The sequence below is a fragment of the Lentimicrobiaceae bacterium genome (assembly GCA_020636745.1).
Classification (GTDB): domain Bacteria; phylum Bacteroidota; class Bacteroidia; order Bacteroidales; family Lentimicrobiaceae; genus Lentimicrobium.
Genome location: JACJXH010000002.1, coordinates 499,001 through 523,822, shown reverse-complemented (window position 1 = coordinate 523,822; position 24,822 = coordinate 499,001). Strand labels below are relative to the sequence as shown.

Below are 24,822 nucleotides of genomic sequence, written 5' to 3'. Positions count from 1 at the left end.
TTTATACACATCATGAAATAGAATGAGGCCCAAAGAAAAATTAGGTTTTATAGGAATCAATCAATATTTTTACATCTCTTATTCGCAATAAAACAGCAGTGCTCACCTTAAGTATAACCCACAAAGAGAAGAAATGAAAATTCGTTTTTTACTATTTACAGCAGCCTTTATTTTGGCAGTTTTTTCAACAAAAGCGCAGGACAAGGCTATTCATCCTACGCTCATCGGTAATGGAGTTTTCATGGGCGAAACACTTCCCTTGAGAGATATTCCTCCTGCAACACAGGAAGAATTGGAAGTGATGAAAGAAAAAGCATTGCGAAAAGCGGCCAATAAAAAAATAGAACCACGGCTTTATCCTTACGCAGAAACAGCTTTACCAAAAGGCCCTGATGCGGCCTGGCAGAAGAAAATGGGTGAAAAAACTGGCTCAAAAGCACCTATTGTAAATTTTGAAGGGCAATCCACTTCTGCCTTTCCTCCTGATTGCAACGGAACAGCAGGGCCCAATCATTATATGCAAACAGTTAATTCCACCTACGCAATTTACAGCAAAACAGGCACATTGCTTGCAGGCCCCACTAACATGAATCTGCTTTTCGGGTCTGTAGCAGGAGCTAACTGCAACGATGGAGATCCATTAATTCAATACGATGAACAAGCTGACCGTTGGATTGCAGTTGAATTTTCGCTTTGCGGCTCCAATGATTTAATGCTTGTGGCAGTTTCGTCAACCAATGATCCCACAGGCACCTGGTTTCAATATTCTTTTGATGTTACTGATACCCCCGATTATGAAAAAATCGGTGTATGGCAGGATGGCTATTACATGGGAACCAATACCAGTTCAGGAAATGATATTTATGTATTTGAACGTTCAAAGATGTTACTTGGCCAGCCTGCTCAAATGGTTGCCTTTGACAATCCATGGCGTCCCGGTTCAGGATTTTTGTGTGTACCGCCACTTGACAATGACGGCGTTGCAGCTCCATCCGGTTCACCAGGTATGTTTATTGCCTTCAACGATGATGCAGTAGCAGGTGGTTCTGACCAACTCTGGTTATATGAATTAGCTGTTAACTGGACAACTCCTTCGTCTTCCACCTTTAATCGTGTTCAGCAGCTGGCTGTTACTCCTTTCGACAGTCAGTTTAATGCTTCCTGGAATGATATCACACAACCCAACTCCCAAAAGCTTGATGGTGTACCCCAGGTAATAATGAACGCGCCTCAGTACCGCAATTTCGGCACATATCAAACCATTGTATGTTGTCATACCGTGGATGTTGATGCAACCAATCACGCAGGTATCCGTTGGTATGAGCTACGTAAAACATCACCTTCCACCACCTGGACCATTCGCCAGCAAGGCACCTTTGCCCCTGACGCTCATTCACGTTGGATGGGTAGCATTATGTTAAATGGCAGTGGTAAAATTGCGCTTGGATATTCCATCTCGAGCTCTACTATCTATCCCGGAATAAGATATTGCGGACAATCAGCAAGCGCTTATGCTGCTGCTTCAGGATTGCTTGACATTGCAGAAGAAAGTATTTACAATGGAACTGTAGCACAGATTTCATATAACCGCTGGGGAGATTATGCACTAATGTCTGTTGACCCAACTGATGACCAGACTTTCTGGTTCTCTACAGAATATGTTAAAACAGGAGGAACTTCAAAAGGAACAAGAATCGCCTCATTTAAATTTGGAAATGACCCGGCTGTTGTTACACTTCCTGCAACAGCTATTACAGGAAACAGTGCAACAATCAATGGTACGGTTAACCCCAACGGGCTGGCAACAACCTATTATTTTCAATGGGGTACAACTAGCTCTTACGGGAACAGCACCCCTGTCAATTCTGCCGGAAGCGGTACTGCTGCAGTTGCAGTAAATGCAAGCCTCAGCAGTTTAAATGCAGGCACAACCTATCACTTCAGGCTTGCGGCTACCAACAGTGATGGTACTGCTTACGGTTCAGATCTGACCTTTACCCCGGGAGCAGCCTCAGTTACTACAACTACAGCTTCTCAAGTTGGCACAACAACCGCAACGGCTGGCGGAAATGTTATAACAGATGGAGGAACACCGGTTACAGCCAGAGGCGTTTGCTGGGCAACATCTGCCAATCCTGAAATCACTGACAACCATACAACTGATGGTTCAGGACTTGGCGAATTTACAAGCAGTATAACAGGACTAAATTCCAATACTCCCTATCATTACAGGGCCTATGCAACCAACTCAAGCGGAACTTATTATGGTGAAGACCTGACTTTTACGACTGCTTGCGGCATTATCTCAACTTTTCCATGGAATGAAGGATTCGAGAACGGAGGCACAATACCCGGGTGCTGGACTCAGGAGCAGGTAAACAATTCAGGGATATATTGGACATTTATTACCGGAAACGGAGGATCCAATCCAGCTTCTGCCCATAGTGGCACTTTTAATGCCTGTCTTAAAGATGCCACAGCCAGCGACAACAAAACAAAGCTCATTACTCCAACTTTAAATTTAAACTCAATTTCAAGCCCTGTATTGAAATTCTGGCATACCCAGCAATTATGGAGTCCTGATCAGGACCAGTTGACTGTTTTTTATAAAACATCAGCCAATGGAAGCTGGACTCAACTCGCATCATATACAACGTCCATCACCTCCTGGACCGAAGAGACGATTAACCTTCCTAATCCCGGAAGCGAGTATTATATTGCCTTTGAAGGCAATGCCAAATACGGACGCGGCGTTTGTGTTGACGATGTATCCATCACCGGCTCTGCAACAGGCCCGACCCTTTCCGTTACTCCTGCCAATCAGAATGTTGCGGCCACTGCCGGTAACACATCCTTTGCGGTGACTTCAAACACTGCATGGACTGCAGCCAGCGACCAAACCTGGTGCACAGTTACCTCTTCAGGAAACGGAAACAGTACCATTACGGCCACATTTACAGCCAACCCGCTGCTTACGCAAAGAGTGGCCAGCATTACAGTAACGGTAGCCGGTTTAACCCCCGTAGTTGTTACAGTAACGCAGGCCGGAACCTCGCCAAACCTGTTGGTTACTCCTGCCAATCAGAATGTTGCGGCCACTGCCGGTAACACATCCTTTGCAGTGACTTCAAACACTGCATGGACTGCAGCCAGCGACCAAACCTGGTGCACAGTTACCTCTTCAGGAAACGGAAACGGTACCATTACGGCCACATTTACAGCCAACCCACTGCTTACGCAAAGAGTGGCCAGCATTACAGTAACGGTAGCCGGTTTAACCCCCGTAGTTGTTACAGTAACGCAGGCCGGAACCTCGCCAAACCTGTTGGTTACTCCTGCCAATCAGAATGTTGCGGCCACTGCCGGTAACACATCCTTTGCAGTGACTTCAAACACTGCATGGACTGCAGCCAGCGACCAAACCTGGTGCACAGTTACCTCTTCAGGAAACGGAAACGGTACCATTACGGCCACATTTACAGCCAACCCGCTGCTTACGCAAAGAATGGCCAGCATTACAGTAACGGTAGCCGGTTTAACCCCCGTAGTTGTTACAGTAACGCAGGCCGGAACCTCGCCAAACCTGTTGGTTACTCCTGCCAATCAGAATGTTGCGGCCATTGCCGGTAACACATCCTTTGCGGTGACTTCAAACACTGCATGGACTGCAGCCAGCGACCAAACCTGGTGCACAGTTACCTCTTCAGGAAACGGAAACGGTACCATTACGGCCACATTTACAGCCAACCCGCTGCTTACGCAAAGAGTGGCCAGCATTACAGTAACGGTAGCCGGTTTAACCCCCGTAGTTGTTACAGTAACGCAGGCCGAAACCTCGCCAACCCTGTTGGTTACTCCTGCCAATCAGAATGTTGCGGCCATTGCCGGTAACACATCCTTTGCGGTGACTTCAAACACTGCATGGACTGCAGCCAGCGACCAAACCTGGTGCACAGTTACCTCTTCAGGAAACGGAAACGGTACCATTACGGCCACATTTACAGCCAACCCGCTGCTTACGCAAAGAGTGGCCAGCATTACAGTAACGGTAGCCGGTTTAACCCCCGTAGTTGTTACAGTAACGCAGGCCGGTACCTCGCCAACCCTGTTGGTTACTCCTGCCAATCAGAATGTTGCGGCCACTGCCGGTAACACATCCTTTGCAGTGACTTCAAACACTGCATGGACTGCAGCCAGCGACCAAACCTGGTGCACAGTTACCTCTTCAGGAAACGGAAACGGTACCTTAACGGCCACATTTACAGCCAACCCGCTGCTTACGCAAAGAATGGCCAGCATAACAGTAACAGTAGCCGGTTTAACCCCCGTAGTTGTTACAGTAACACAGGCCGGAACCTCGCCAACCCTGTTGGTTACTCCTGCCAATCAGAATGTTGCGGCCACTGCCGGTAACACATCCTTTGCGGTGACTTCAAACACTGCATGGACTGCAGCCAGCGACCAAACCTGGTGCACAGTTACCTCTTCAGGAAACGGAAACGGTACCATTACGGCCACATTTACAGCCAACCCACTGCTTACGCAAAGAGTGGCCAGCATTACAGTAACAGTAGCCGGTTTAACCCCCGTAGTTGTTACTGTAACACAGGCCGGAACCTCGCCAACCCTGTTGGTTACTCCTGCCAATCAGAATGTTGCGGCCATTGCCGGTAACACATCCTTTGCGGTGACTTCAAACACTGCATGGTCTGCAGCCAGCGACCAAACCTGGTGCACAGTTACCTCTTCAGGAAACGGAAACGGTACCTTAACGGCCACATTTACAGCCAACCCGCTGCTTACGCAAAGAGTGGCCAGCATTACAGTAACAGCAGCCGGTTTAACCCCCGTAGTTGTTACAGTAACGCAGGCCGGCACCTCGCCAACCCTGTTAGTTACTCCTGCCAATCAGAATGTAAATGAATTTGCAGGTGCTGTAGAATACATAGTCACATCAAATTCATCATGGACAGCATCAAGCGACTCAGCCTGGTGCCTTGTAACAGCTGGTGGAATTGGCAATGGAACCATCGTTGCAAATTATTCAGCAAATCCATATTATGATTCACGGGTAGCAACAATCTCGGTTACGACATCAGGTTTACCTGTACAGCGTGTGACCTTAACTCAGGCTCAGACAACTGTTTCAGTTCAGGAGGTTGAAAAGAATGAAATCCGGCTGATTCCAAATCCGGCACGTGGTTTATTTTCCATATATGCTGACCAGTCATCATTTTCAAGATTGGAAGTGAGCATTGTTACTCTTGCCGGAGCAACATTACAAAATAGAGTCTGCCAGGGCGATAACATTTATAAGTTTGACATGAGTACAGCTCCACAAGGTTGCTATTTTGTAAAAATAAAAACGCCGAAAGAAATCCTGATCAGAAAACTGGTCATTATCAAATAACACAAAAACAAAGGAAACTGAATTTGTTTAAAGTACTGTGCGTTTTTACTCATGTTACCATCGTATTCGTGTGATGGTTCAAAGGTTTGTTGTATTGATTGTAAGTAATGCTTTAAAGCAACACCTAATTTTTTTGTCAAACAACACGATCAACCTTATCACATTTTATGCGAAATTCCATTAAGTATGACTGATCGCATAGTTAAGCGAAAGGTTTTACAATTCCTTTTCCGGCCTTGCGACAATTGGTTCAAAAGGTGTATGTATATTTATTTGGATGTGAAGGTGTAAGCCATCATGCATGATTGTACACAACAAGGCTGTTTGATATTCACTTGAAAGAGAACCTTTAGCAACAATGAAACTGTAGTTAATCGATCCTGTATATTTAATTGCAGGACAAAAGCACTACATGAAAACAGGGGTTAGTAAGATGTACTACAAAATATGCCCCTGTTGATTTTGAACGCCAGAGAATCTTCCGGAATTGAAATCGCCGGAAAATATTTATTTTTATGATCACAAACAGCTTAGTTGCTTAATTACCTTCACATTTATTATCAATTTTAATCCATACTGAAAATGACAGCTGTACCTGCAGGAGCAATTATTTCAGGCAAAATAAACAGGATCATAAGGCAATTTGAACTTGCAGGAGCGACTTCAGCAAAAAACGCCAAAACTGCTGAAGAACTTAACATCAGAAAGGGTTTTCTTTTTCAGCGTCTGGTAAGTCAGCATGTTTTGATTGGTGTTTCGCAAAACCGGTATTTCCTGAATCAGGCCAACTTCATCAATTACAGGGCAAACAGAAGAAAAAGAATACTCATCTTTTTGATAATCCTGTTTATTATCATGATTTCAATTTCCTTATTGAATCAGTAATTTAACATAAACATATGAAAACAGGGCTCAATGACTTACAAACCGGGTTTTTGAGCAGCCTTTGAACATTTTATTCCGGCAAAGGTTAAGTCATCAGAACCTATTCAGGTTTCAAAAGTTAATTCCTATTGTTATGGATCAGGCCGAAAAAACAATGCTGGAAAACTTGTTCAGGAATACAGGTAAAAACCTTGAACAGTGGATTGAAATCGTGTTATTGCAAAATTTCTCCAAACATGGTGACATAATCCGTTTTTTGAAAGAAGAATATGGATTTACTCATGGTTTTGCCAATATGGTTGCGCACAAAGCCAGACAGTCAGATGCGGGTTCGGTATCAGACAAAAGTCTGCTGCTTGAAAACCAATACAAAGGCAAAGAACATTATAAGACTGTTTTCGATCTGCTTATAAATCACATCAAAGGCTTTGGGAATGATGTGGAAATTGCGCCTAAAAACGCCTACGTCAGTCTCAGGCGAAAAAAACAATTTGCGATTCTTCAGCCTGCTACAAAAACCAGATTTGAAATAGGACTTAATCTGAAAGGACAGGAAACAACGGGAGAACTTAAAGCAATCAACACTGCCAATGCAATGTGTTCTCATAAGATAAATATCAGCAGTGAAGCTGACATAACAGAAGAAGTACTTGAATGGATAAAAAAAGCCTACGAATTAGCCGGCTAAGCAACAGCATCTCAATACTATGAAAAAAATTGGCACAGAAATAAAATGGGCCCTTATTTTAACAGGAGCTGGCCTTGCATGGATTTTTCTTGAAAGAGTCTCGGGTTTACATGGCAACCACATTGACAAACATGCATTTTACACTAAAATTATTACCATTTTAGCAGTTGCCATTTATATTTTTGCATTGCTGGATAAAAAAAACAGGGATTATTGCGGTAAAATATCCTATTTACAGGCTGTTGTCAGCGGATTAATAATAACTGCATTCATCACGCTTATAAGTCCTTTAGCACAATTAATTGCCAGCAATTACATCAGTCCTGATTTTTTTCATAACATGATAGCATATCAAATGTCTCATGGATTATTGACACAACCACAGGCTGAAAACTTTTATTCACTTGACAGTTATATTATTCAGGGCTTGTTGGGAATCCCATTCGGCGGGTTGGTTACCTCCGTGGTTGCAGCTTTTTTCATCAGAAACAAAGTTAAAAGCACATAAGTATTCAATAGACATACAATAATTTTATGGGGAAATAGCACTTTCAGAGCAGGTATCAAACAGAAACGGCATGATTAGTCCTACACCCAGACTCCCGGATTAGCCTGCAATCCATTCATCACATATTAGTTCCCTAGCAATTTTAATGAAAACATCCATTGTTCCTGAGGTCTGCGGCCTGCTTCAAAAGTTCTGGCGTAGCCTGCAGAACAGGTTGTTTTCAGATATGAAAACAAAACCAGTTCAAGGTCAATCTGAGCTCCTGCATTAAAAACATTTCGCCGGGTTTGAATATAGCCAGCATCAACCAGCAAATGAGTACCAAAAACTGAAGACTTTATGAATGTCGGATACAGTCATGTGGTTTCTGCATTTTATATGGAGGAACAAGTATGGAAAAGCGTTTGATTACAGATGAATCATTCTGTATTTAAAGGGTGTGGGTATACCTTTAAAGTCTTCAATATAAATATCGGATATATTGCTTACTACCGTTTGGTTTTTATCTAAACCATGGGTTTGAATGTTGTCGAGCACTTTATTGTAAAACTGCTCACTAATTACGATACGGTTTCCTTTTGATTTTTGCATCAGCCGGGCCGAAGCATCAATATCTGTTCCGTAATAATCGTTTACACCTTCAAAGAAAGTAATATTATAAACATCGGTGCAATAATGGATACCTACTTTACATTCATAAAACAAATTCTTAAGCGGGTGATTGATAAGAGTATCAATTGTAGCATGAATTTCACCCAGCAGTGAAAGATAGTCTCTGAAAGTTTCACTTTTCTCAAGTTCAACATCAGGCAAAAAGAGCATCATTTCATCACCAATCCCCTTAACTACATAATTGGGAAATTGATTGATGACTGAAATAAAGTTAAAGGTATTGTTGGCTTTTCTAATCCATGATTTATCAGGATTCAGAATTTTATCACCGGTTGAGTTTATCATATCGATAAATATACAAGTACCGGGGGTGGGTTCAAGATTGTTAATGACTTCTTCAATATCTTTTGAATGAGGATCAAGAAAATGAATGTAAGTTGCCATACTAAATAGTTGAAATTTATATTTCAAAAATAATACGCGAATTCCGGGTATGGTTATCAACGAATTACGTCAAATCACCATTGCATCAACAGCGAAGGGTTTAGTCACTTTTCAGCAAAATGACTCACCGCTTAATGATTTGCCAGAGCAGATTGCTGATCAGGGAAAATTGCAAAAATGGAAGAGAATCCGGAAATATCAAAAATTTCTTTAATTCCGGGCTGAAGGTTTGTAAGCAAAAAATGACCTTTGATAGCCATCATTTTTTTCTGAACAATAAGAAAAACCCTCAATCCAGAGCTGCTGATATAGTTTAACCCGCTGCAATCAAGAATCAGTTTTCTACAACCGCTTTCAATAACCTCCATCACTGATTTTTCAAATTCGTTGGCATTGGTTGTATCAATGCGTCCTTCAACGCTCACAAGTGTATACTCTTTTGAAGCCTCAACCTTTACGTTCATGATTTTATATTTTTTTTAAGAATTAAACAGTTTTTGTTTTCAATTCGCAGGTATTCAACAGAATCCATATTTTTTTTAATCAAAAAAATACCTAATCCGCCAATTTGCCGGTCTTCAGCAGCCAGTGTAATATCGGGGTCTTCCTTTTGAGTTGGATCATATTCATGCCCATCATCAAAAATAGAAATGGACAAAATATCACCCTCCAGCTCAAAATTTAATGTAATTGTGTGCTCCAGGCTATCATCATACCCGTAAAGGATGGTATTTGTCAATGCTTCTTCCAAAACAAGATTCAGAATCATGGATATGCGGGCCGAGAACCCCCATTGTTCAGACAATGTTTCCAGAAATCCTTCAACACGGGCTAACTCATGAATTTGATTAATAACCTGTAAAACTTTTTTGTCTGGTGTTTCTTTCATTGAAGTAGGCGATATGATCAACAAATATAGCTGATAATCCGGCTCAAAAGTTTAATCAGCTAATATGATAAAAGTCACTTGAATTACATGGGTAATTATGCATAAAGGCTAATATCTCCATTCAATGTAATTATAAGCGGGTGATGTTAATTCACACGTTTGTTTCAGCAATGCCGGCTATTCAATAATGGAATCAGCTCTGACTTTAAGTTCATTTGGCAATAGCCAGTTTTTATTCATCAGTTTTCTAACCGAATCATTGAGAAATAACTTTTCCGGCACAACATTATTAATTTCGATATGACTCATCGGAAATCCTTTCAAAACAGAGTCAAGCATCATACCGGCCGTTAGCCCCACCTCGTAATAATTTGCACCCAGGCTCAACATCGCCCCGCTAAAAGTATGATTAGGATTATTAGTAAAAACCGGAATATGGTTTTTACTTGCTGCACCAATATACATTTCAATGGCTGATTCTACCACATTGTCACCACCAATCCAAAGAGCTTCAACACCTTTGAGTGAAACGGCAAGAGCTGCTTCGTAAACCTGTGAAACGGTTTCAACACTCATTTCCATCAGTTCAATATGCAGTTCATCGCAAATCGCTCTGGCTTTTTTCACACATGCCTCGGAACAGGTTTCACTGGTGCACCATACCACACCAACTTTTTTGAGCTGAGGATTCATTTGTCTGGCCATCCTGAATACACTTTCAACAGGCTGAAAAGTGCCAATTCCAGCCAGAAAGGGCGGATGCTGATCAGCTGCAGAGCCAGTTATACCAACACCGGAAGCCACCGGGTCAGTAACAGCACAAAAAATATGTTTCACCCGACCTTCTTGATTGGCATTCGCCATCACCTGAAGCCCGGGAGTACTAATGGAGACAACGTAATCAAATTTTTCACTCACAATATTGCTGGCAATCATATTGGCAGTAGGCATATCGCCTTCTGCTGAAAATCTCCTGATTTCAATTTTGCCATCCCTAAATGCTCTTAAACCTTCCAAAACTTTAAGCACGCCCTTTTCGGTTTCTTCCTGAACAGGGTTGGCGTTGAAGCGAAACAAAGCGATTCTGACCTTTTGTGCACGATTTTTAGAATCCTTTCTGTTTTGCCAATCGGAAATAAGCAAAATAGCACTTGCTGCAACAAGAAACAAAAAAGGCCTCAGCAATTTACGGACATGCATTGAAATACGATTAGATATATTTGGCCAGCAATAACTCTGTCACACTACTATCTATCAACTCCTTGCGGCGAATTTCATCAAAGAGGGCAAGTAAATCCTGAACTTTAAGTCTTTTTTTCTCTTCTCCCCTGAAGTCATACCTGATTTTCCCGTGGTGCATCATAATAATTCTGTCGCCCAGATTCACAGCCTGCTGCATTGAATGTGTGACCATCATTGTAGTCAGGTTTCCTTCAGAAACGATGCGTTCGGTAAGCTCAATTACCTTACTGGCTGTTTTAGGGTCAAGAGCAGCTGTATGCTCATCAAGCAACAGCAAATCGGGTTTCAGCCAACTGGCCATTAAAAGCGTTAATGCCTGGCGCTGACCGCCCGAAAGTTTTCCGATAGGAGAATCAAGCCGTTCCTCCAGGCCCATATTCAAATCTTTAACCCGGTGCTTTAACTCTGCAACCACCGCAGAAGGCAATCCCCAGCCAATTCCCCGCTTTTTGCCTCTTTTAGCTGCAAGTGCCAGATTTTCAGCAATAGACATGCCCGGCGCCGTTCCGCTGAATGGGTTTTGAAACACGCGGCCAATCAGGCGGGCTCTTTTGTGCTCGGGCCATTTCGTAATGTCAGAACCTTTTAACAAAATTTTGCCTGAATCGGTAATAAATGTACCTGCCACAGCATTGAGCAAAGTAGATTTACCCGAGCCATTGGTACCCAGCACACAAACAAAACTGCCTTCCTCAATAGACAGGCTAACATCCTGCAAGGCATTAACTTCGTTAATTGTTCCTGCATTAAAGGTTTTATAGAGGTTTGAAAGTTCTAACATGCTGTTTATCTGATTAATTTAATCTTCTTTGTTTGTTTCATAAAGCCAGGCAGTACCAACGCAAGAAATACAAATGCGGCGGTTATCAATTTCAAATCATTGGGATTCATTCCCCAGCGAAGGGCTATAGCCACCAACAACCTGAATAAAACTGCACCAATAACCGCCCCGGCAATAACCAAACCAAGGCTGTGGTCGCTTATTAAAGCTTCGCCAATAATAACACTGGCAAGGCCCCAAACCATCATTCCAATTCCCATCTGCACATCAGCAAACCCCTGAAATTGCGCCAGCAATGCCCCTGCCAGAGCTATAAAGCCATTAGAAAGCGCAACACCAAAAATGATCATGGCTTTAGTATTTACACCCAATGCTCTAATCATTTGTGCATTATCGCCGGTAGCCCGCATGGCTGTTCCCAGATTTGTTCTGAAAAACCACAGCAACAGTAAACTAAATGTTACTATTATCAGCAAACAGAAAAACATGGTCCATAAATCTCTGGCCGGTACACTCCAGCCAAGTAGATTTATCATGGCATTTTCCCCTGAAATTGTATCAGAGAAATGACCAAACCAGGTAAATAAGGTGTTTTGTGACAAAAGCGGAATATTACTTTTCCCCATCACATGCAGATTAACTGAATAAAGTGCTGTCATAACCAGAATACCAGCAAGAAGTGGGTTGATATTGAAACGTGTATGAATAAGACCTGTAGCCGAACCTGCCAGCATGCCTCCGGCAAAAGCAAGAATTGTGGCCAGAACAGGATTATAGCCTGCCACGATTAAAGATGATGAGATGGCCGCTCCGAAAGTAAACGAACCCTCGGCCGTAATATCCGGGAAATCAAAAATCCGGAAGCTGATAAATATTCCGACAGCCAGCAGTGCAAGGACGAGTCCGATGGTAATTGATCCGATTAATAGTGTCATTGAACTTTGGTATTTATTGATTAACTGAATTTTCCTATCCAGGCAACTCCCTGTTTAAAAGTACTGTCACCTAAACCCACAATCTCGCGTGAATCATTGATCAGATGCAATACATCCTGTACAATACTGGTTTCAAATAATTGCACAACCAGTTTCTCATGTTCCGTTATTTGCTTAGGTAAAGCCTGGTATGGAAAAACAGCTGAATGAGCGTGCAAATAACCCGAGGCTTTATGGTTAACTGGCCTGAGAAAGGTTTTGAGCATTTCGCCCGGCTCTTTTGAATAAAACCCAAGCGTTATCGTAAGCATTCTGGGGTAGGCCGGTTCGGTAGTAAAGTTAACATACTCACGAATGTCAGGAAACTGAAACAACTGTTTCCCGCCCACCGGCGGAGCATTCAGGCTTACACCCACCAATCCGGTATTTTCGGCAACCATCAGAAAAACAAACTGATTGTGTTCTGACACTTTTGCAAATCCTGAAATCAAAGCTTCTAATGAGATATTCCGGTTTTTTTCAAGCGGCTCAAATGAGATTCTGCTGGAAAAAGTACCTTTGGCAAGCAATGCATATAAAGTATCAATCTCGGGCTCAAGTCTGCCGGTTTTAATCGAATAATCAGGAATACGTGAACCATCCGACGGCTTATAAGCCAGGGCATCCCCTACGGCCAGAAACTCCCCATACCTGCTTTTACAATCTTCGAATCCATCCCCAATTGCTCCTATTCCTAACCCAAACTCATCAGATTTAAACTTAATTCTGCTATTTTCATCAGCTGTATAACCCGAGGACAAAATCAAGTCAGGATTTCCTCTAAAACCAACCTCCATCTCTTTTTCTGAAATCATTTCATGATCAAACCTGTAACCATCCACTTCCTGACTTTGATCTTCAAGAATGGACACAGTTGGGGCTTCGGCTGTTTTTTCGGTAAGCATAGATAATAAACCTACCATTTCTAATACCTCGGCCACGGCATCTGACAAAGCTTCCAGTTGGAAAACTCCGCCAATTCTTTTAATATTTTTATACTGGATGACCAAAACCCTGATGCCAGCTGAACTAAGATATTGAATGCCTGACATATTAAGAATAATACGGTAAGAACCATCCCGAACCAGGTTGTTCAGGTAGTCATCAAGATGCCCGGCCCAGTTGGCATCAAGTCTTCCTTCAAGAAAAATCCGTTGTTCCATGCCCGGAGAATCCTTCCTAATATTCAATTTATTATCCATTATATAACTTTATTAAGTTTTACTGTTCAGTTACTTTAAGTTGGGGAAAAGTGGTGCGAAGCTGCTGAGGTATGCGAATATTCAATAAACGGGCAGTTTCACTATTCAATATAAAATCGGTTTTCTTTACAAACCTGTATGGAATATCCTGCGGAAGCTTACCATTTAAGACCTGGCATCCCATTTCTCCGGCCTCATAGCCTGCCTGAAAATAATCACGGGCACAAACAGCTACAGCTCCTTGTTTAAGTTGCTGAGAAACAAACCCGTAATATGGTATTTTACTATCCTTCGACACCTTTAAAATGGCAGCACTACAGCTTCCGGTCAGATTATCAGAAATCTGGCAAAACACATCAATTCGCTGAGAGACAAGTGAGTTAGCGGCATCAATAACATCGGTAGCTGAATTTGCCGGAACCGCCACCAGCTTGATCCCGTATTTTTGGGCAGCCTCAGCCAGATGATCCTTATACGAAACCGAATTAATTTCTGCTGGTGTAAAAACAGTTCCCACGCGTTTAACATCAGGGTGTAATATTTTTACCATCCTGATAAGGCCCTCAAAATCGCTCATTGTGGAAATACCACAAATATCAGGCAGATGATTTTCAAATGAATCACCAAGCCCGGCAACTATCGGGTCACCAACATTGGTGAAGACAATTCGGGTGTTATTTAGCTTTTTGGCTAAAAGTTGGATAGTAGGCGTTGAGGTAGCAAAAACCAAATCCCATGATTCATTGCCAATAGAGCCTGCAATGCTGTTAAGGGTTGAAATATCGCCCTGAGCATTAAAAACCTTCATCGAAAAATCTACATTCTCAATCATTTTGTTATCACGAAGTGACTTGCGAATACCTTTTTCGCAATCTTCTGAATTATGACTGTCGACATAATGTACCAATGCAAGTTTCAGTTTTTTGCCTTTGGAATTTACATTTGTTTGGGTCAGATATTTTTGAGGGACAGTCAAACCAAGGCTTTTAGCTTTTTGCTCGTCAACCGATACCTGCTCATCAACATAGTTTTCGATAGGAATATTGGCCGGAGAAACTCCATTAAGCAATTTCCCGATAAGATCGCCCGAATGGTAACCAACTTGTTGCCATCCGATTCCAATCGCAGCAAAAGCACCTTTCCCAACAAAAGGTAAATCGTTTACTACCAATGGAATAGCATTGCTATTGCAAACTCCGGCAATGGCATCAAAAGCCTGTAAGGCTGTATTGTCTCCCGAAATATAAAGGGCATCAATGCCCTTGCCAGCAATAACCTGAGCTGCCTGAAACACTTCTGAAGAGTTAACCACAGGCATCTCAATCAGTGTAAACCCTGATTTACCAGCCATTTCACGCATTACACTAACAACTTTTCGTGAATTGGCTTCCGACGAGTTGTAAATGGTTCCGATTTTTTTGGTTCCCGGAATGGTTTCCATAATAAACTGAATTGTTTTCTCCACAGGTGGGAAAGAACCAATTCCTGTAATTCCCGGGGCATGGTCTTCAGGGCTTTTCCCTGCTCCCGCTGCAATCGGATCATAACAATAAGTAAAAGCAACCGGATGTTTTTTTATAGTAGCCACCGCTGCAGTAACACAGGGTGTTGAAGTCACCAGCACTAAATCCATGGGCTGATAATCCATATTAAGCAAGATTGGTGCTATATTGCCAATTTCCCCGTTGGAATGCGACTCTTTCACTATCAAATTACTATCGCGTACAAATCCCAATTCTCCTAAGCGCAGCCAAAGACCTGACAGCAGCTCATCATGCGAGGCTTCAGGGGCAAAATAGCAAAGTCCAAGTGTGTAATTTTTCCCTTCTATGGCCTCTGATTTAGCCTGATTCGGATGGCGGAAATTGTGCTTGACAGCATTTCGGTTTTGAAGATCAGAAAGAAGCAGAATTACCGAAACAATCAATAATGCAATTATTCCACGGGAAACAGATTTCATGGCTGAAAAAGGTTAGGTATTTAAACAAAATATCATCCAGGGTACTCCCTTAATAAGGTATTATTTACAAAAGGTTGATTTTGTAACCTAAGAAATTAATATTTTTCAAATATTCCGGAAATTATTCAGTACAGCGGCAAACATTTGTAAATATTGACATATAAGTATCTCCATTCTACAAAAAGACTGGTTTATACATAAAGACAAAATACGAATGATAATTCTTTAATATTACATTTTCCCTATATCACCTGTTCAGCCATTACTCATTGATAATAAGATGGGCTCTTTCTTTTATTTCATCAGGAATTGCCAAACCTTGCTTAGAACTAGCTAACTGATTAATAACCAACTCATAATTTACAATCGGTGTGATTTGTTCTATTGAATATGAATGCTGATTTAACAGTTCAACAGCCTTGATTCCGGATTGATAGCCCCATTGGTCATAATTAACGCCAAAACCAACTGCTGCACCCTTTTCCACCTGACGGGGATCGGAAGCAAAAAGCGGTATTTGCTTCTCAGAAGCTAATTTTGCCAGCACAGGCAATCCAAGATAAACGGTATTATCTGCAGCAACAAGCATCATATCAATATTTTGATCGACCAGGTATTGCCCGGCCTGCAAAATCTCATTTGAGCCGGTAATGGGTGCCGCCACAACAGCAATCCCTCTTTTTAAAAATTCACTTTTGAAAATATTAAACGAATATTCAGCATTAGGTTCGGCATTGTTGTATGGAATTCCAACCCTCGAAAGACGGGGCATACATGCCATCATCAGATCAACGTATTCTGGCGCTTTAAGAGGATCGAAAACCCCATAAAGATTCTCCGGAGTCGATTTCATACCAATTTGCTCAGGCCCGAATGAGACTGTAAAAACTACAGGAATGGAACGGATAACCTGAGCTGCAGCAGCCATACAAGGTGTGCTGTTTGTAATAATCAAATCAACATTCTGCGATTGGAATGACTGCAGAATTGTATTGATCATGGAAAGATCCCCCTGGGCATTGTTTTCTATTACTTTAATGTTGTCGTCAATAACATAGCCTGAATCGGCCAGAGCTCGAAAAACGCCGGCTTTAGCTTCATCAAGCACCGGATCTTCACTAATTTGCACATAACCTATGGTGACTTTTTTCTCACCAGGTGCACAACTGTTCTGGAGTAACAAAAAGAAAAAGGCTGACAGAAAACAGAAAAATCTCATAAAACTAATATTTTGGGACTTTTTTAATAAAATCCCTGATTCGCAAAGCTAATTTTTGAACTATTACAACATCGTTATCGCGCATCAGGAGGTTATTGTTGGTCTATTTCAACCGAACACGAATTTAAACAGAAAATAATAACACTGATATAATATGGTTGAATCAACTAAAGTAAGAAAACTTTCAATTTACCAACGACATCATTGAAAAAAGCACCAACAGCTGGCAATGATTTCATAAAGTAAACCGGCCTGCTCCCGTTATTGGGGGCAGGCCGGTTTGCTATTAAAATGAAGAACAGGAATTTTTATTTGATTTCCCAGGTTTCGCCACTGTTAAGCAGGTCATCCACATTCTTTATTTTACCATTCTCTTTAGCATAAGAAATTTGTTCTTCTACCAAATCGTCATAAGTTGGGTAATTAGCTGAACGAATTACACCCAGAGCTATAGGAAAATGGGGATAAGCCATTTTTGCCAGCATCAGATGTATACCCGGATCCTGCTGATAAACGTCATGAACCAGGAGATCATCTTCTGTAATTCCGTTTTCGCCAATAGTAACAACTTCAAGTCGGGTACCCTTCAAACGGATACCTTTATCCCTGTTTTTACCAAAAACCATAGGATGACCATTTCTCAAAACGATCTGGCGATCATCGCGTACCTCTTTATTGGTAACAGCGTCATGGGTTTTGTCAGCAAAAATGACGCAGTTCTGAAGAATTTCAATAATAGAAGTGCCATCATGTTTGGCGGCTTCAAACATAACTTCAGTCATCAAGCGAGGATTTGTATCCACCACGCGGGCAAAAAAAGTTCCCTGAGCACCAAGCACCAGTTCTCCAGGGTTAAACGGATGTTCGATTGTTCCCTGGGGTGATGTTTTGGTCACACTGCCCATAGGAGTAGTAGGAGAATACTGTCCTTTGGTAAGGCCATAAATCTGATTGTTAAACAACAGGATATTAATATCGATATTGCGGCGAATAATATGGATAAAGTGATTACCACCAATAGCCATTGAGTCTCCGTCACCTGTAGCCATCCAAACACTTAAGTGCGGGTTGGCAATTTTTACTCCTGAAGAGATAGCTGCAGCGCGTCCGTGAATACCATGAATGCCATAAGTATTCACATAATAGGGAAAGCGCGATGAACAACCGATTCCCGAAACCATCATGATATTTTCCTTGCGGTATCCCAACTTTGGAAAAACATTAGCCACTGAAGAGAGAATAGCATGGGCACCACAACCGGGGCACCACTTTACCATCTGGTCGCTAACAAAATCTTCTTTGTTGAGTTCTACCGAAGAACGCTCTATTGTCATATTAGGTTGAGTGCTCATAATTATTTCTCCTCCAACGTTTTGTTAATAGCTCCGGTAAGTTCAGAAACAGTAAACGGTAGGCCCTGAACTTTATTATATTGCCTGTAAACATGACCATATTGAGTCATCTTGAGGTAATTCACAAACTGACCACTATTTAGCTCACAAACCAGTATTTTTTTAAATCCTTTTAATACATCAGATGTATTTTTAGGAAGAGGCATAATATAATTAAAGTGAGCAAAGCTAACTTTCTTTCCTTCTTTCTGAACCTCTTCAACAGCTTCCTGAACAGCACCCAAGGTACCACCCCAGCTCACCACAAGCAAATCGCCTTCTTTATCACCAATTACTTCCTGATCAGGAATATAATTAGCAATACGCATGACTTTTTCGTTGCGCAATTCAGTCATTTTCTGATGGTTAATCGGGTCTGTTGACACATTACCATAAACATCTTCCTTTTCAAGACCACCAATACGATGACGTAAACCTTCAGTTCCAGGCAATGCCCACTTGCGGGCCAGAGTTTCGGGATTACGTTTGTATGGTTTGTAATCAGGATCGTTAGGCTCGGCAATAGGAGGTTTAATATCAGGCAATTCTGCAACTTTTGGAATTTGGAATAGCTGAGAACCATTTCCAAGATAGCCATCGGTAAGTAAAATAACCGGAGTCATATGCTCCATGGCAATTTTGGAGGCCATATAGGCATAATAGAAACAGTTAGCCGAAGAGGATGCTGCAATAACTACAGCCGGGCACTCACCATTTCTGCCAAAAAGAGCCTGATACAAATCACTTTGCTCTGTTTTAGTTGGTAAACCTGTACTTGGCCCACCGCGCTGCACATTAACAATAACGAGCGGAAGCTCTGTCATAACAGCCAATCCGATGGCTTCACTCTTGAGTGACAAACCAGGACCTGAAGTAGTGGTAAGAGCCAGTGACCCGGTATAGCTTGCTCCGATGGCAGAACAAATTCCGGCAATTTCGTCTTCTGCCTGAAACACTTTGGCTCCAAGTGACTTGTGTTTGGCAAGCTCAATTAAAATTTCAGTAGCAGGAGTAATAGGGTACGAACCTAAAAACAACGGGCGACCTGAGCGTTCTGCTGCAGCCAAGAATCCCCAGGCTGTAGCAACATTTCCGGTAATATTTCTGTAGCGGCCCGGTTTAATAGCGGCCTTGCTAACCTGATAAACAGATTGCAGCGCTTCAACTGTGTCGGCAAAGCTATAACCAGCTTCAAGTACAATTTTATTCGCTTGAATGACCTGAGGTTTGCTTTTAAATTTCTTATCGAAAAAAGCATAGGTTGCATCAAAATTCCAGCTGAACAAATGATACATGATACCAAGTGCAAACATGTTTTTGCTCTTGTCAACACTTTTGGCATCAAGTCCGAGTGGTTTAAGGCTTGCTCTGGTAAGCGTGGTAATGGGAGCTTTAACAAGATTATAATTGGCCAGACTTCCATCTTCCAGCGGATTTACACTATAGCCTGCTTTTTTGATGGCAATTTCTTCGAAAGCGTCCATATCCACAATAATGGTGGCGCCGGGTGATGCCCATTTCAAATTCGCTTTGAGTGATGCAGGATTCATTGCAACCAGCACATCGCATTGATCTCCGGTAGTTTCTATTTTTTTTGCTCCGACATGAACCTGAAAGCCGGAAACACCCGCAACAGTATTATGGGGAGCCCTGATTTCAGCAGGGTAATCGGGGAAAGTGGCAAGGTCAAGACCCGCCAAAGCGGCCGTATCGGAGAACAAAGTTCCGGTAAGCTGCATTCCATCTCCGGAGTCGCCAACAAACTTTACGACAACCGCTTCCCTCTGGATGACATTACTTTTTGTTTTTACCATGATTATTAGGAGGTTGATTTGCTTCAGGCGGCAAAGTTATATTTTTTAATCACTACCAAAAGCAAGCCATCCGATAAAATTTCACACTTCGAAAACATGTACATAGATTTAAGTGTTTGTATTTGATAATCAACTACTTACCAATCCATTCGAAATGTAATTTCAAGAAAAATTATTTAGAAGCCTTAAAAATAGTTCATTGGCCTCTTTTTTCATTGATTTAGGCCTATATTTGCAGCGAGAAGATTATTACCAATCATTAACTAAATAAATTAGCCATGGCTTACGTAATTTCAGATGACTGCACTGCTTGCGGCACCTGCATTGATGAATGTCCTGTTGACGCTATTTCGGAAGGTGACATCTATAAAATTGATGCTGATATCTGCACCGATTGTGGATCCTGCGCCGATGTTTGCCCAGTAGAAGCAATTCATCCTGCATAAGCAGCTCAAACTGCTTTGTTAAAAAGCGCCTGCCTTTAAAAGGCAGGCGCTTTTTTTTATAGCCTGATTCAAGGAAACATTATCAATCCTTGTTTGTTTGATATGACGGGCTTTTTAGACCTATTTTAGCCTATATTTGTACTGTGCGCTTTTAATCTTATTAAATTATGGACAAGTTCTCTTACCTGTCAAATGCTGATAGTGAATACATTAATCAACTTTACTCACAATACCTTGCCGATAATCAATCGGTAGATGAATCGTGGAGAAGGTTTTTTGAAGGATTTGAGTTCGCCAGAAAAAATTATTCGGAACAAGAGGACTCTCCTTCTGTTCCGGGCGAATTTAAGGTTATCAACCTTATTAATGCTTACCGCAAACGAGGCCACCTTTTTACACGTACCAATCCTGTACGTACACGACGAAAATACACGCCAACCCTTGATATCGAAAATTACGGCCTGAATAAAGACGATTTGGGCAAAGTTTTTCACGCAGGCAAAGAAATCGGCATTGGTCCAGCTTCCCTTCAACAAATAATTTCCCATTTAGACCAAACTTATTGCGAGTCTATTGGTGCAGAGTATGTTTATATTCGGAATCAATCCATAGAAAACTGGCTGCAATCGCGCATGGAATCGGATAAAAACAAGCCTGCTTTCAATGTTGACTCTAAAAAACATATTCTTAAAAAATTAAGCGAGGCCGTTTTTTTTGAGAAATTCCTGCATAAAAGATTTACAGGCCAGAAACGTTTTTCGCTCGAGGGGGCAGAAGCGCTGATTCCGGCACTGGATGCTGTAATTGAAAAAGGCGCAAAGCTTGGCGCCGAAGAATTCCTTATTGGCATGCCCCACCGGGGAAGACTTAATGTATTGTCAAATATTATGAATAAGCCTTATAAGGACATTTTCAACGAGTTTCTGAACAAGGAGTTTGAGGATGAAACTGTATTGGGCGACGTAAAATATCATTTGGGGTATACCACCGAACGCATCACACGCAGTGGAAAAAAAGTTCACTTGTCACTGGCGCCTAACCCTTCACATCTTGAAACAGTTGGACCAATAGTGCAGGGCATTGCCAGAGCCAGAATAGACCAGCATTTCAAAGGCGATTCCGATAAAATTGTACCAATTGTAATACATGGCGATGCATCTATTGCCGGCCAGGGAGTTGTTTACGAAGTAGTTCAGATGTCGGAACTTCCCGGGTACAAAACCGGAGGCACAATACATCTGGTGGTCAATAATCAGATTGGATTTACCACCAATTACCTGGAAGCAAGAAGCAGCACCTATTGTACCGATGTGGCAAAAGTTGTGCAGTCACCTATCTTCCATGTTAATGGCGATGATGTGGAAGCAGTGGTTCATGCCATTGAATTGGCAATGGAGTTTCGTGAAAAATTTGACAAAGATGTGTTTATTGACCTGCTGTGCTATCGCAAATATGGCCATAACGAGGGCGACGAACCCCGCTTTACTCAACCTGTTCTTTACAAGATAATTGAAAAACACCCTGATCCCAGACAGATATATGTAAATAAACTTCTAAGTGAACAACTTATCACGCAGGAAGAAGCTGCAGCTATCGAAGATGAAATCAATCAGGTGCTTGAAGATAACCTCTCTGTTTCAAAAGAGTCTGAAAAATCCAGGGTAATCCCGTTTCTTGGCCCTACATGGAGCAAAATCAGGCTGGCTGTACCCAAAGACTTTGACCATTCACCCAACACCGGCGTGGATTTAGAAACGCTGAAATCTATCGGAAATAAAATTACGAGCCTGCCAGCTGAAAAATCATTTAACCGCAAACTCGTTAAATTGATGCAAGACAGAAAAGCCATGCTTGAACCGGGCAATAAACTCGATTGGGCAATGGGCGAACTGCTGGCATACGGCACATTGGTTAGTGAAGGGTTCCCGGTCAGGCTTAGCGGTCAGGATTCTGAACGTGGTACATTTTCTCACCGTCATGCAGTACTCACCATTGAAGATTCAGAAGAAAAATACACTCCATTAAAAAACATAAGTCCGAAACAAGCCCCTTTTGAAGTATACAATTCCCCTTTGTCGGAGTACGGTGTACTTGGGTTTGAATATGGCTATTCGATGTCATCGCCCTATAGTCTTACCATTTGGGAAGCACAATTCGGCGATTTCTTTAATGGTGCACAAATTATCATGGATCAATACCTGAGCAGCGCTGAAGACAAATGGCGAGTCATGAGCGATCTTGTACTGTTCCTTCCTCATGGCTATGAAGGTCAGGGCCCTGAACACTCCAGTGCCCGTATTGAAAGGTTTCTGACACTTTGTGCCGAGAATAACATGCAGATTGCCAACTGCACCACTCCGGCCAATTTCTTTCACCTGTTGCGCCGCCAGTTGCACCGCCCATTCCGCAAGCCACTGGTAATTTTCACACCTAAAAGTCTTTTGCGACACCCTGCCTGCGCTTCATCTCTTGAAGAACTGAGCAATGGAGGATTTCGTGAACTGATTGATGATGACACGACTTCACCAGAAAAAATTAAGCGGGTTATCTTTACAAGCGGAAAAGTATATTACGACTTGCTTGAAGAAAAAAACAAACGTAAAGATGGAGACGAGGTGGCCATTATCAGACTGGAACAGCTTTATCCGTTCCCAAGAAATCAGGTAAGAGCTGTACTTGACAGATACCCTAACGCTAAAAGACACGTTTGGGTTCAGGAAGAACCTGCCAATATGGGCGCATGGTCTTACATATTGAGAAATTTTAAAGAAACAGACTTACTTATGGTTGCCAGGCCTGAAAGCGGAAGCCCGGCCTCCGGCTCCAGTAAATTGCATACCATCAGACAACGGAAAATTGTTGAAAAGGCTTTTGGCGAATGCACCTGCGAAAGGGCAAATGAAATATGTAAAATGATATGTGCACCTCATGAATGGGTGTACATTCCTGAAACAGAAAAAAACGAATTATAACTATTCTGCGATGATTATTGAAGTAAAAGTACCCAGCCCGGGCGAATCAATTACCGAAGTACAACTAGCCAGCTGGCTGGTAGAAAACGGTGATTTTGTAGAAAAAGATGCCGAAATTGCTGAAATTGATTCTGACAAAGCCACACTGACAATCAGTGCATCGGAAGAAGGAATTATAAAAATAATGGCAGAAGCAGGTGAAACCATAAAAGTCGGATCCGTAGTTGCCCACATTGATACTTCAGCGGCCCGGCCTGCCAAAAATGAAAAACCTGAAAAAGCTGCCGCTCAGGTTGTTGAAACACCTGCTGCATCTCCGGCAAAACAAGCAGAACCGGCCAAAGAAGCACCGATTTCTCAAAAACCTGCAGAAGAACCCGAAAACATGCACATTTCACCATTGGCCCGAAAGCTTATGGAGGAAAAAAACATCACCGGAAGTGATATTCTGACATATTTTTCAAATCTGCGCATCAGTCGCGCTGATGTTGAGGAGGTTGCAGCGCACAAAAAGCCCGGAGGCGAAACGACTCCAAGTCACAGCTCTTCCTGGGGTGGTTCCAGGCTGACAGAACATAAAAAAATGTCGACTCTCCGCCTCAAACTTGCCCAGCGACTGGTTTCTGTTAAAAATGATACTGCCATGCTCACTACGTTTAACGAGGTAAATATGAGCCGTATCATGGAAGTACGAAAAAAATACAATGACAAGTTTAAAGAAAAACACGGCATATCTGTAGGCTTTATGTCATTCTTTACCAAAGCCGTCACCATTGCATTAAAACACTATCCTCAGGTAAATTCAATGATCGACGGGGATGATTTGGTTTTTCACGATTATGCCGATATCGGAATTGCTGTCAGTGCACCCAAAGGCTTAGTAGTGCCCGTAGTCAGAAATGCCGAAAGTCTCAGTCTGGCTGAAATTGAAATCAGAATTAAAGAACTTGCCATCAAGGCCCGCGAAAACAAAATCACGCTTGATGATATGGCCGGAGGCACTTTTACCATAACGAATGGCGGAGTATTTGGGTCAATGATGTCAACACCTATACTTAATCCGCCGCAAAGTGCAATTCTGGGCATGCACAACATTATTGAAAGGCCAATTGCTGTTGACGGACAGGTTGTAATAGCACCAATGATGTATGTTGCCTTATCATACGACCACCGGGTAATTGACGGACGTGAATCAGTAAGCTTTCTGGTAAAAGTGAAAGAGTTGCTTGAAAGTCCGGAAAAAATGCTGTTTGACGGCGTTGATCCCATACAGGCCTTGCTCAATGTATAACCTTTCTGCAAATAAAGTTTGTTGGAGCAAATGACTGTCGGATTGCTGTTGAATTAAATAATACGCATCAAATCTACAAAAGAGTTGTAAGAGT

Annotated in this window: 18 protein-coding genes; 7 read left to right on the top strand and 11 right to left on the bottom strand. The window is 42.1% G+C overall.

Going from position 1 to position 24,822, the window contains the following annotated elements; translation table 11 throughout:
• Positions 1-133 precede the first annotated feature (133 nt).
• The 4 genes from H6541_04780 (at position 134) to H6541_04765 (ending at position 7,491) form a co-directional block, all read left to right on the top strand.
• Complete coding sequence (locus H6541_04780) at positions 134-5,410, top strand: T9SS type A sorting domain-containing protein (protein ID MCB9015089.1); 5,277 nt, start codon at positions 134-136, stop codon at positions 5,408-5,410.
• A 582-nt stretch (positions 5,411-5,992) separates the two neighbouring features.
• Positions 5,993-6,295, top strand: coding sequence for a hypothetical protein (locus H6541_04775; protein ID MCB9015088.1), 303 nt, complete (start codon positions 5,993-5,995; stop codon positions 6,293-6,295).
• A gap of 133 nt (positions 6,296-6,428) precedes the next feature.
• A complete protein-coding gene (locus H6541_04770; GenBank protein MCB9015087.1) occupies positions 6,429-6,983 on the top strand; it encodes a DUF4287 domain-containing protein in 555 nt (184 codons plus the stop codon).
• A gap of 19 nt (positions 6,984-7,002) precedes the next feature.
• Positions 7,003-7,491, top strand: a complete 489-nt coding sequence (locus H6541_04765; protein ID MCB9015086.1) for a DUF4199 domain-containing protein — start codon at positions 7,003-7,005, stop codon at positions 7,489-7,491.
• Between the two features lie 408 nt (positions 7,492-7,899).
• Here the strand turns inward: H6541_04765 and H6541_04760 are convergent, their stop codons facing one another.
• From H6541_04760 to H6541_04710, 11 genes are all read right to left on the bottom strand, one after another.
• Positions 7,900-8,547 (bottom strand): hypothetical protein, encoded by a 648-nt coding sequence (locus tag H6541_04760; protein ID MCB9015085.1) that lies wholly within the window; start codon positions 8,545-8,547, stop codon positions 7,900-7,902.
• 131 nt (positions 8,548-8,678) lie between these two features.
• Entirely contained in the window at positions 8,679-9,011 is a 333-nt protein-coding gene (locus tag H6541_04755; protein MCB9015084.1) for an STAS domain-containing protein, read from the bottom strand.
• The gene (locus tag H6541_04750; protein ID MCB9015083.1) at positions 9,008-9,436 is read right to left on the bottom strand and encodes an ATP-binding protein; all 429 of its coding nucleotides are present in this window, start codon (positions 9,434-9,436) and stop codon (positions 9,008-9,010) included. Before H6541_04750 ends, H6541_04755 begins: the two co-directional genes overlap by 4 nt.
• Positions 9,437-9,613: 177 nt before the next feature.
• On the bottom strand, positions 9,614-10,636 hold the full coding sequence (locus H6541_04745; protein MCB9015082.1) for an ABC transporter substrate-binding protein: 1,023 nt from the start codon (positions 10,634-10,636) through the stop codon (positions 9,614-9,616).
• Positions 10,637-10,646: 10 nt separating this feature from the next.
• Positions 10,647-11,459, bottom strand: coding sequence for an ATP-binding cassette domain-containing protein (locus tag H6541_04740; protein ID MCB9015081.1), 813 nt, complete (start codon positions 11,457-11,459; stop codon positions 10,647-10,649).
• A gap of 5 nt (positions 11,460-11,464) precedes the next feature.
• Entirely contained in the window at positions 11,465-12,394 is a 930-nt protein-coding gene (locus H6541_04735) for an ABC transporter permease (protein ID MCB9015080.1), read from the bottom strand.
• Between the two features lie 20 nt (positions 12,395-12,414).
• Positions 12,415-13,635, bottom strand: a complete 1,221-nt coding sequence (locus H6541_04730) for an STAS domain-containing protein (protein MCB9015079.1) — start codon at positions 13,633-13,635, stop codon at positions 12,415-12,417.
• 19 nt (positions 13,636-13,654) lie between these two features.
• Positions 13,655-15,595: an ABC transporter substrate-binding protein gene (locus tag H6541_04725; protein MCB9015078.1), complete on the bottom strand. Its 1,941-nt coding sequence runs from the start codon at positions 15,593-15,595 to the stop codon at positions 13,655-13,657.
• A gap of 262 nt (positions 15,596-15,857) precedes the next feature.
• Positions 15,858-16,814 (bottom strand): ABC transporter substrate-binding protein, encoded by a 957-nt coding sequence (locus H6541_04720; protein MCB9015077.1) that lies wholly within the window; start codon positions 16,812-16,814, stop codon positions 15,858-15,860.
• Positions 16,815-17,122: 308 nt separating this feature from the next.
• Positions 17,123-18,148 (bottom strand): 2-oxoacid:ferredoxin oxidoreductase subunit beta, encoded by a 1,026-nt coding sequence (locus H6541_04715; GenBank protein ID MCB9015076.1) that lies wholly within the window; start codon positions 18,146-18,148, stop codon positions 17,123-17,125.
• Positions 18,149-18,168: 20 nt separating this feature from the next.
• Complete coding sequence (locus H6541_04710; GenBank protein MCB9015075.1) at positions 18,169-20,019, bottom strand: 2-oxoacid:acceptor oxidoreductase subunit alpha; 1,851 nt, start codon at positions 20,017-20,019, stop codon at positions 18,169-18,171.
• Between the two features lie 278 nt (positions 20,020-20,297).
• On the opposite strand from H6541_04710, the gene H6541_04705 reads away from it, so the two are divergent.
• The 3 genes from H6541_04705 to odhB all read left to right on the top strand — a co-directional run bounded on the left by H6541_04705 (position 20,298) and on the right by odhB (position 24,728).
• Positions 20,298-20,465, top strand: a complete 168-nt coding sequence (locus H6541_04705; GenBank protein MCB9015074.1) for a 4Fe-4S binding protein — start codon at positions 20,298-20,300, stop codon at positions 20,463-20,465.
• A 167-nt stretch (positions 20,466-20,632) separates the two neighbouring features.
• A complete protein-coding gene (locus H6541_04700; protein MCB9015073.1) occupies positions 20,633-23,437 on the top strand; it encodes a 2-oxoglutarate dehydrogenase E1 component in 2,805 nt (934 codons plus the stop codon).
• A 10-nt stretch (positions 23,438-23,447) separates the two neighbouring features.
• Positions 23,448-24,728: a 2-oxoglutarate dehydrogenase complex dihydrolipoyllysine-residue succinyltransferase gene (gene odhB / locus H6541_04695; protein ID MCB9015072.1), complete on the top strand. Its 1,281-nt coding sequence runs from the start codon at positions 23,448-23,450 to the stop codon at positions 24,726-24,728.
• The last annotated feature ends 94 nt before the right edge of the window (positions 24,729-24,822 follow it).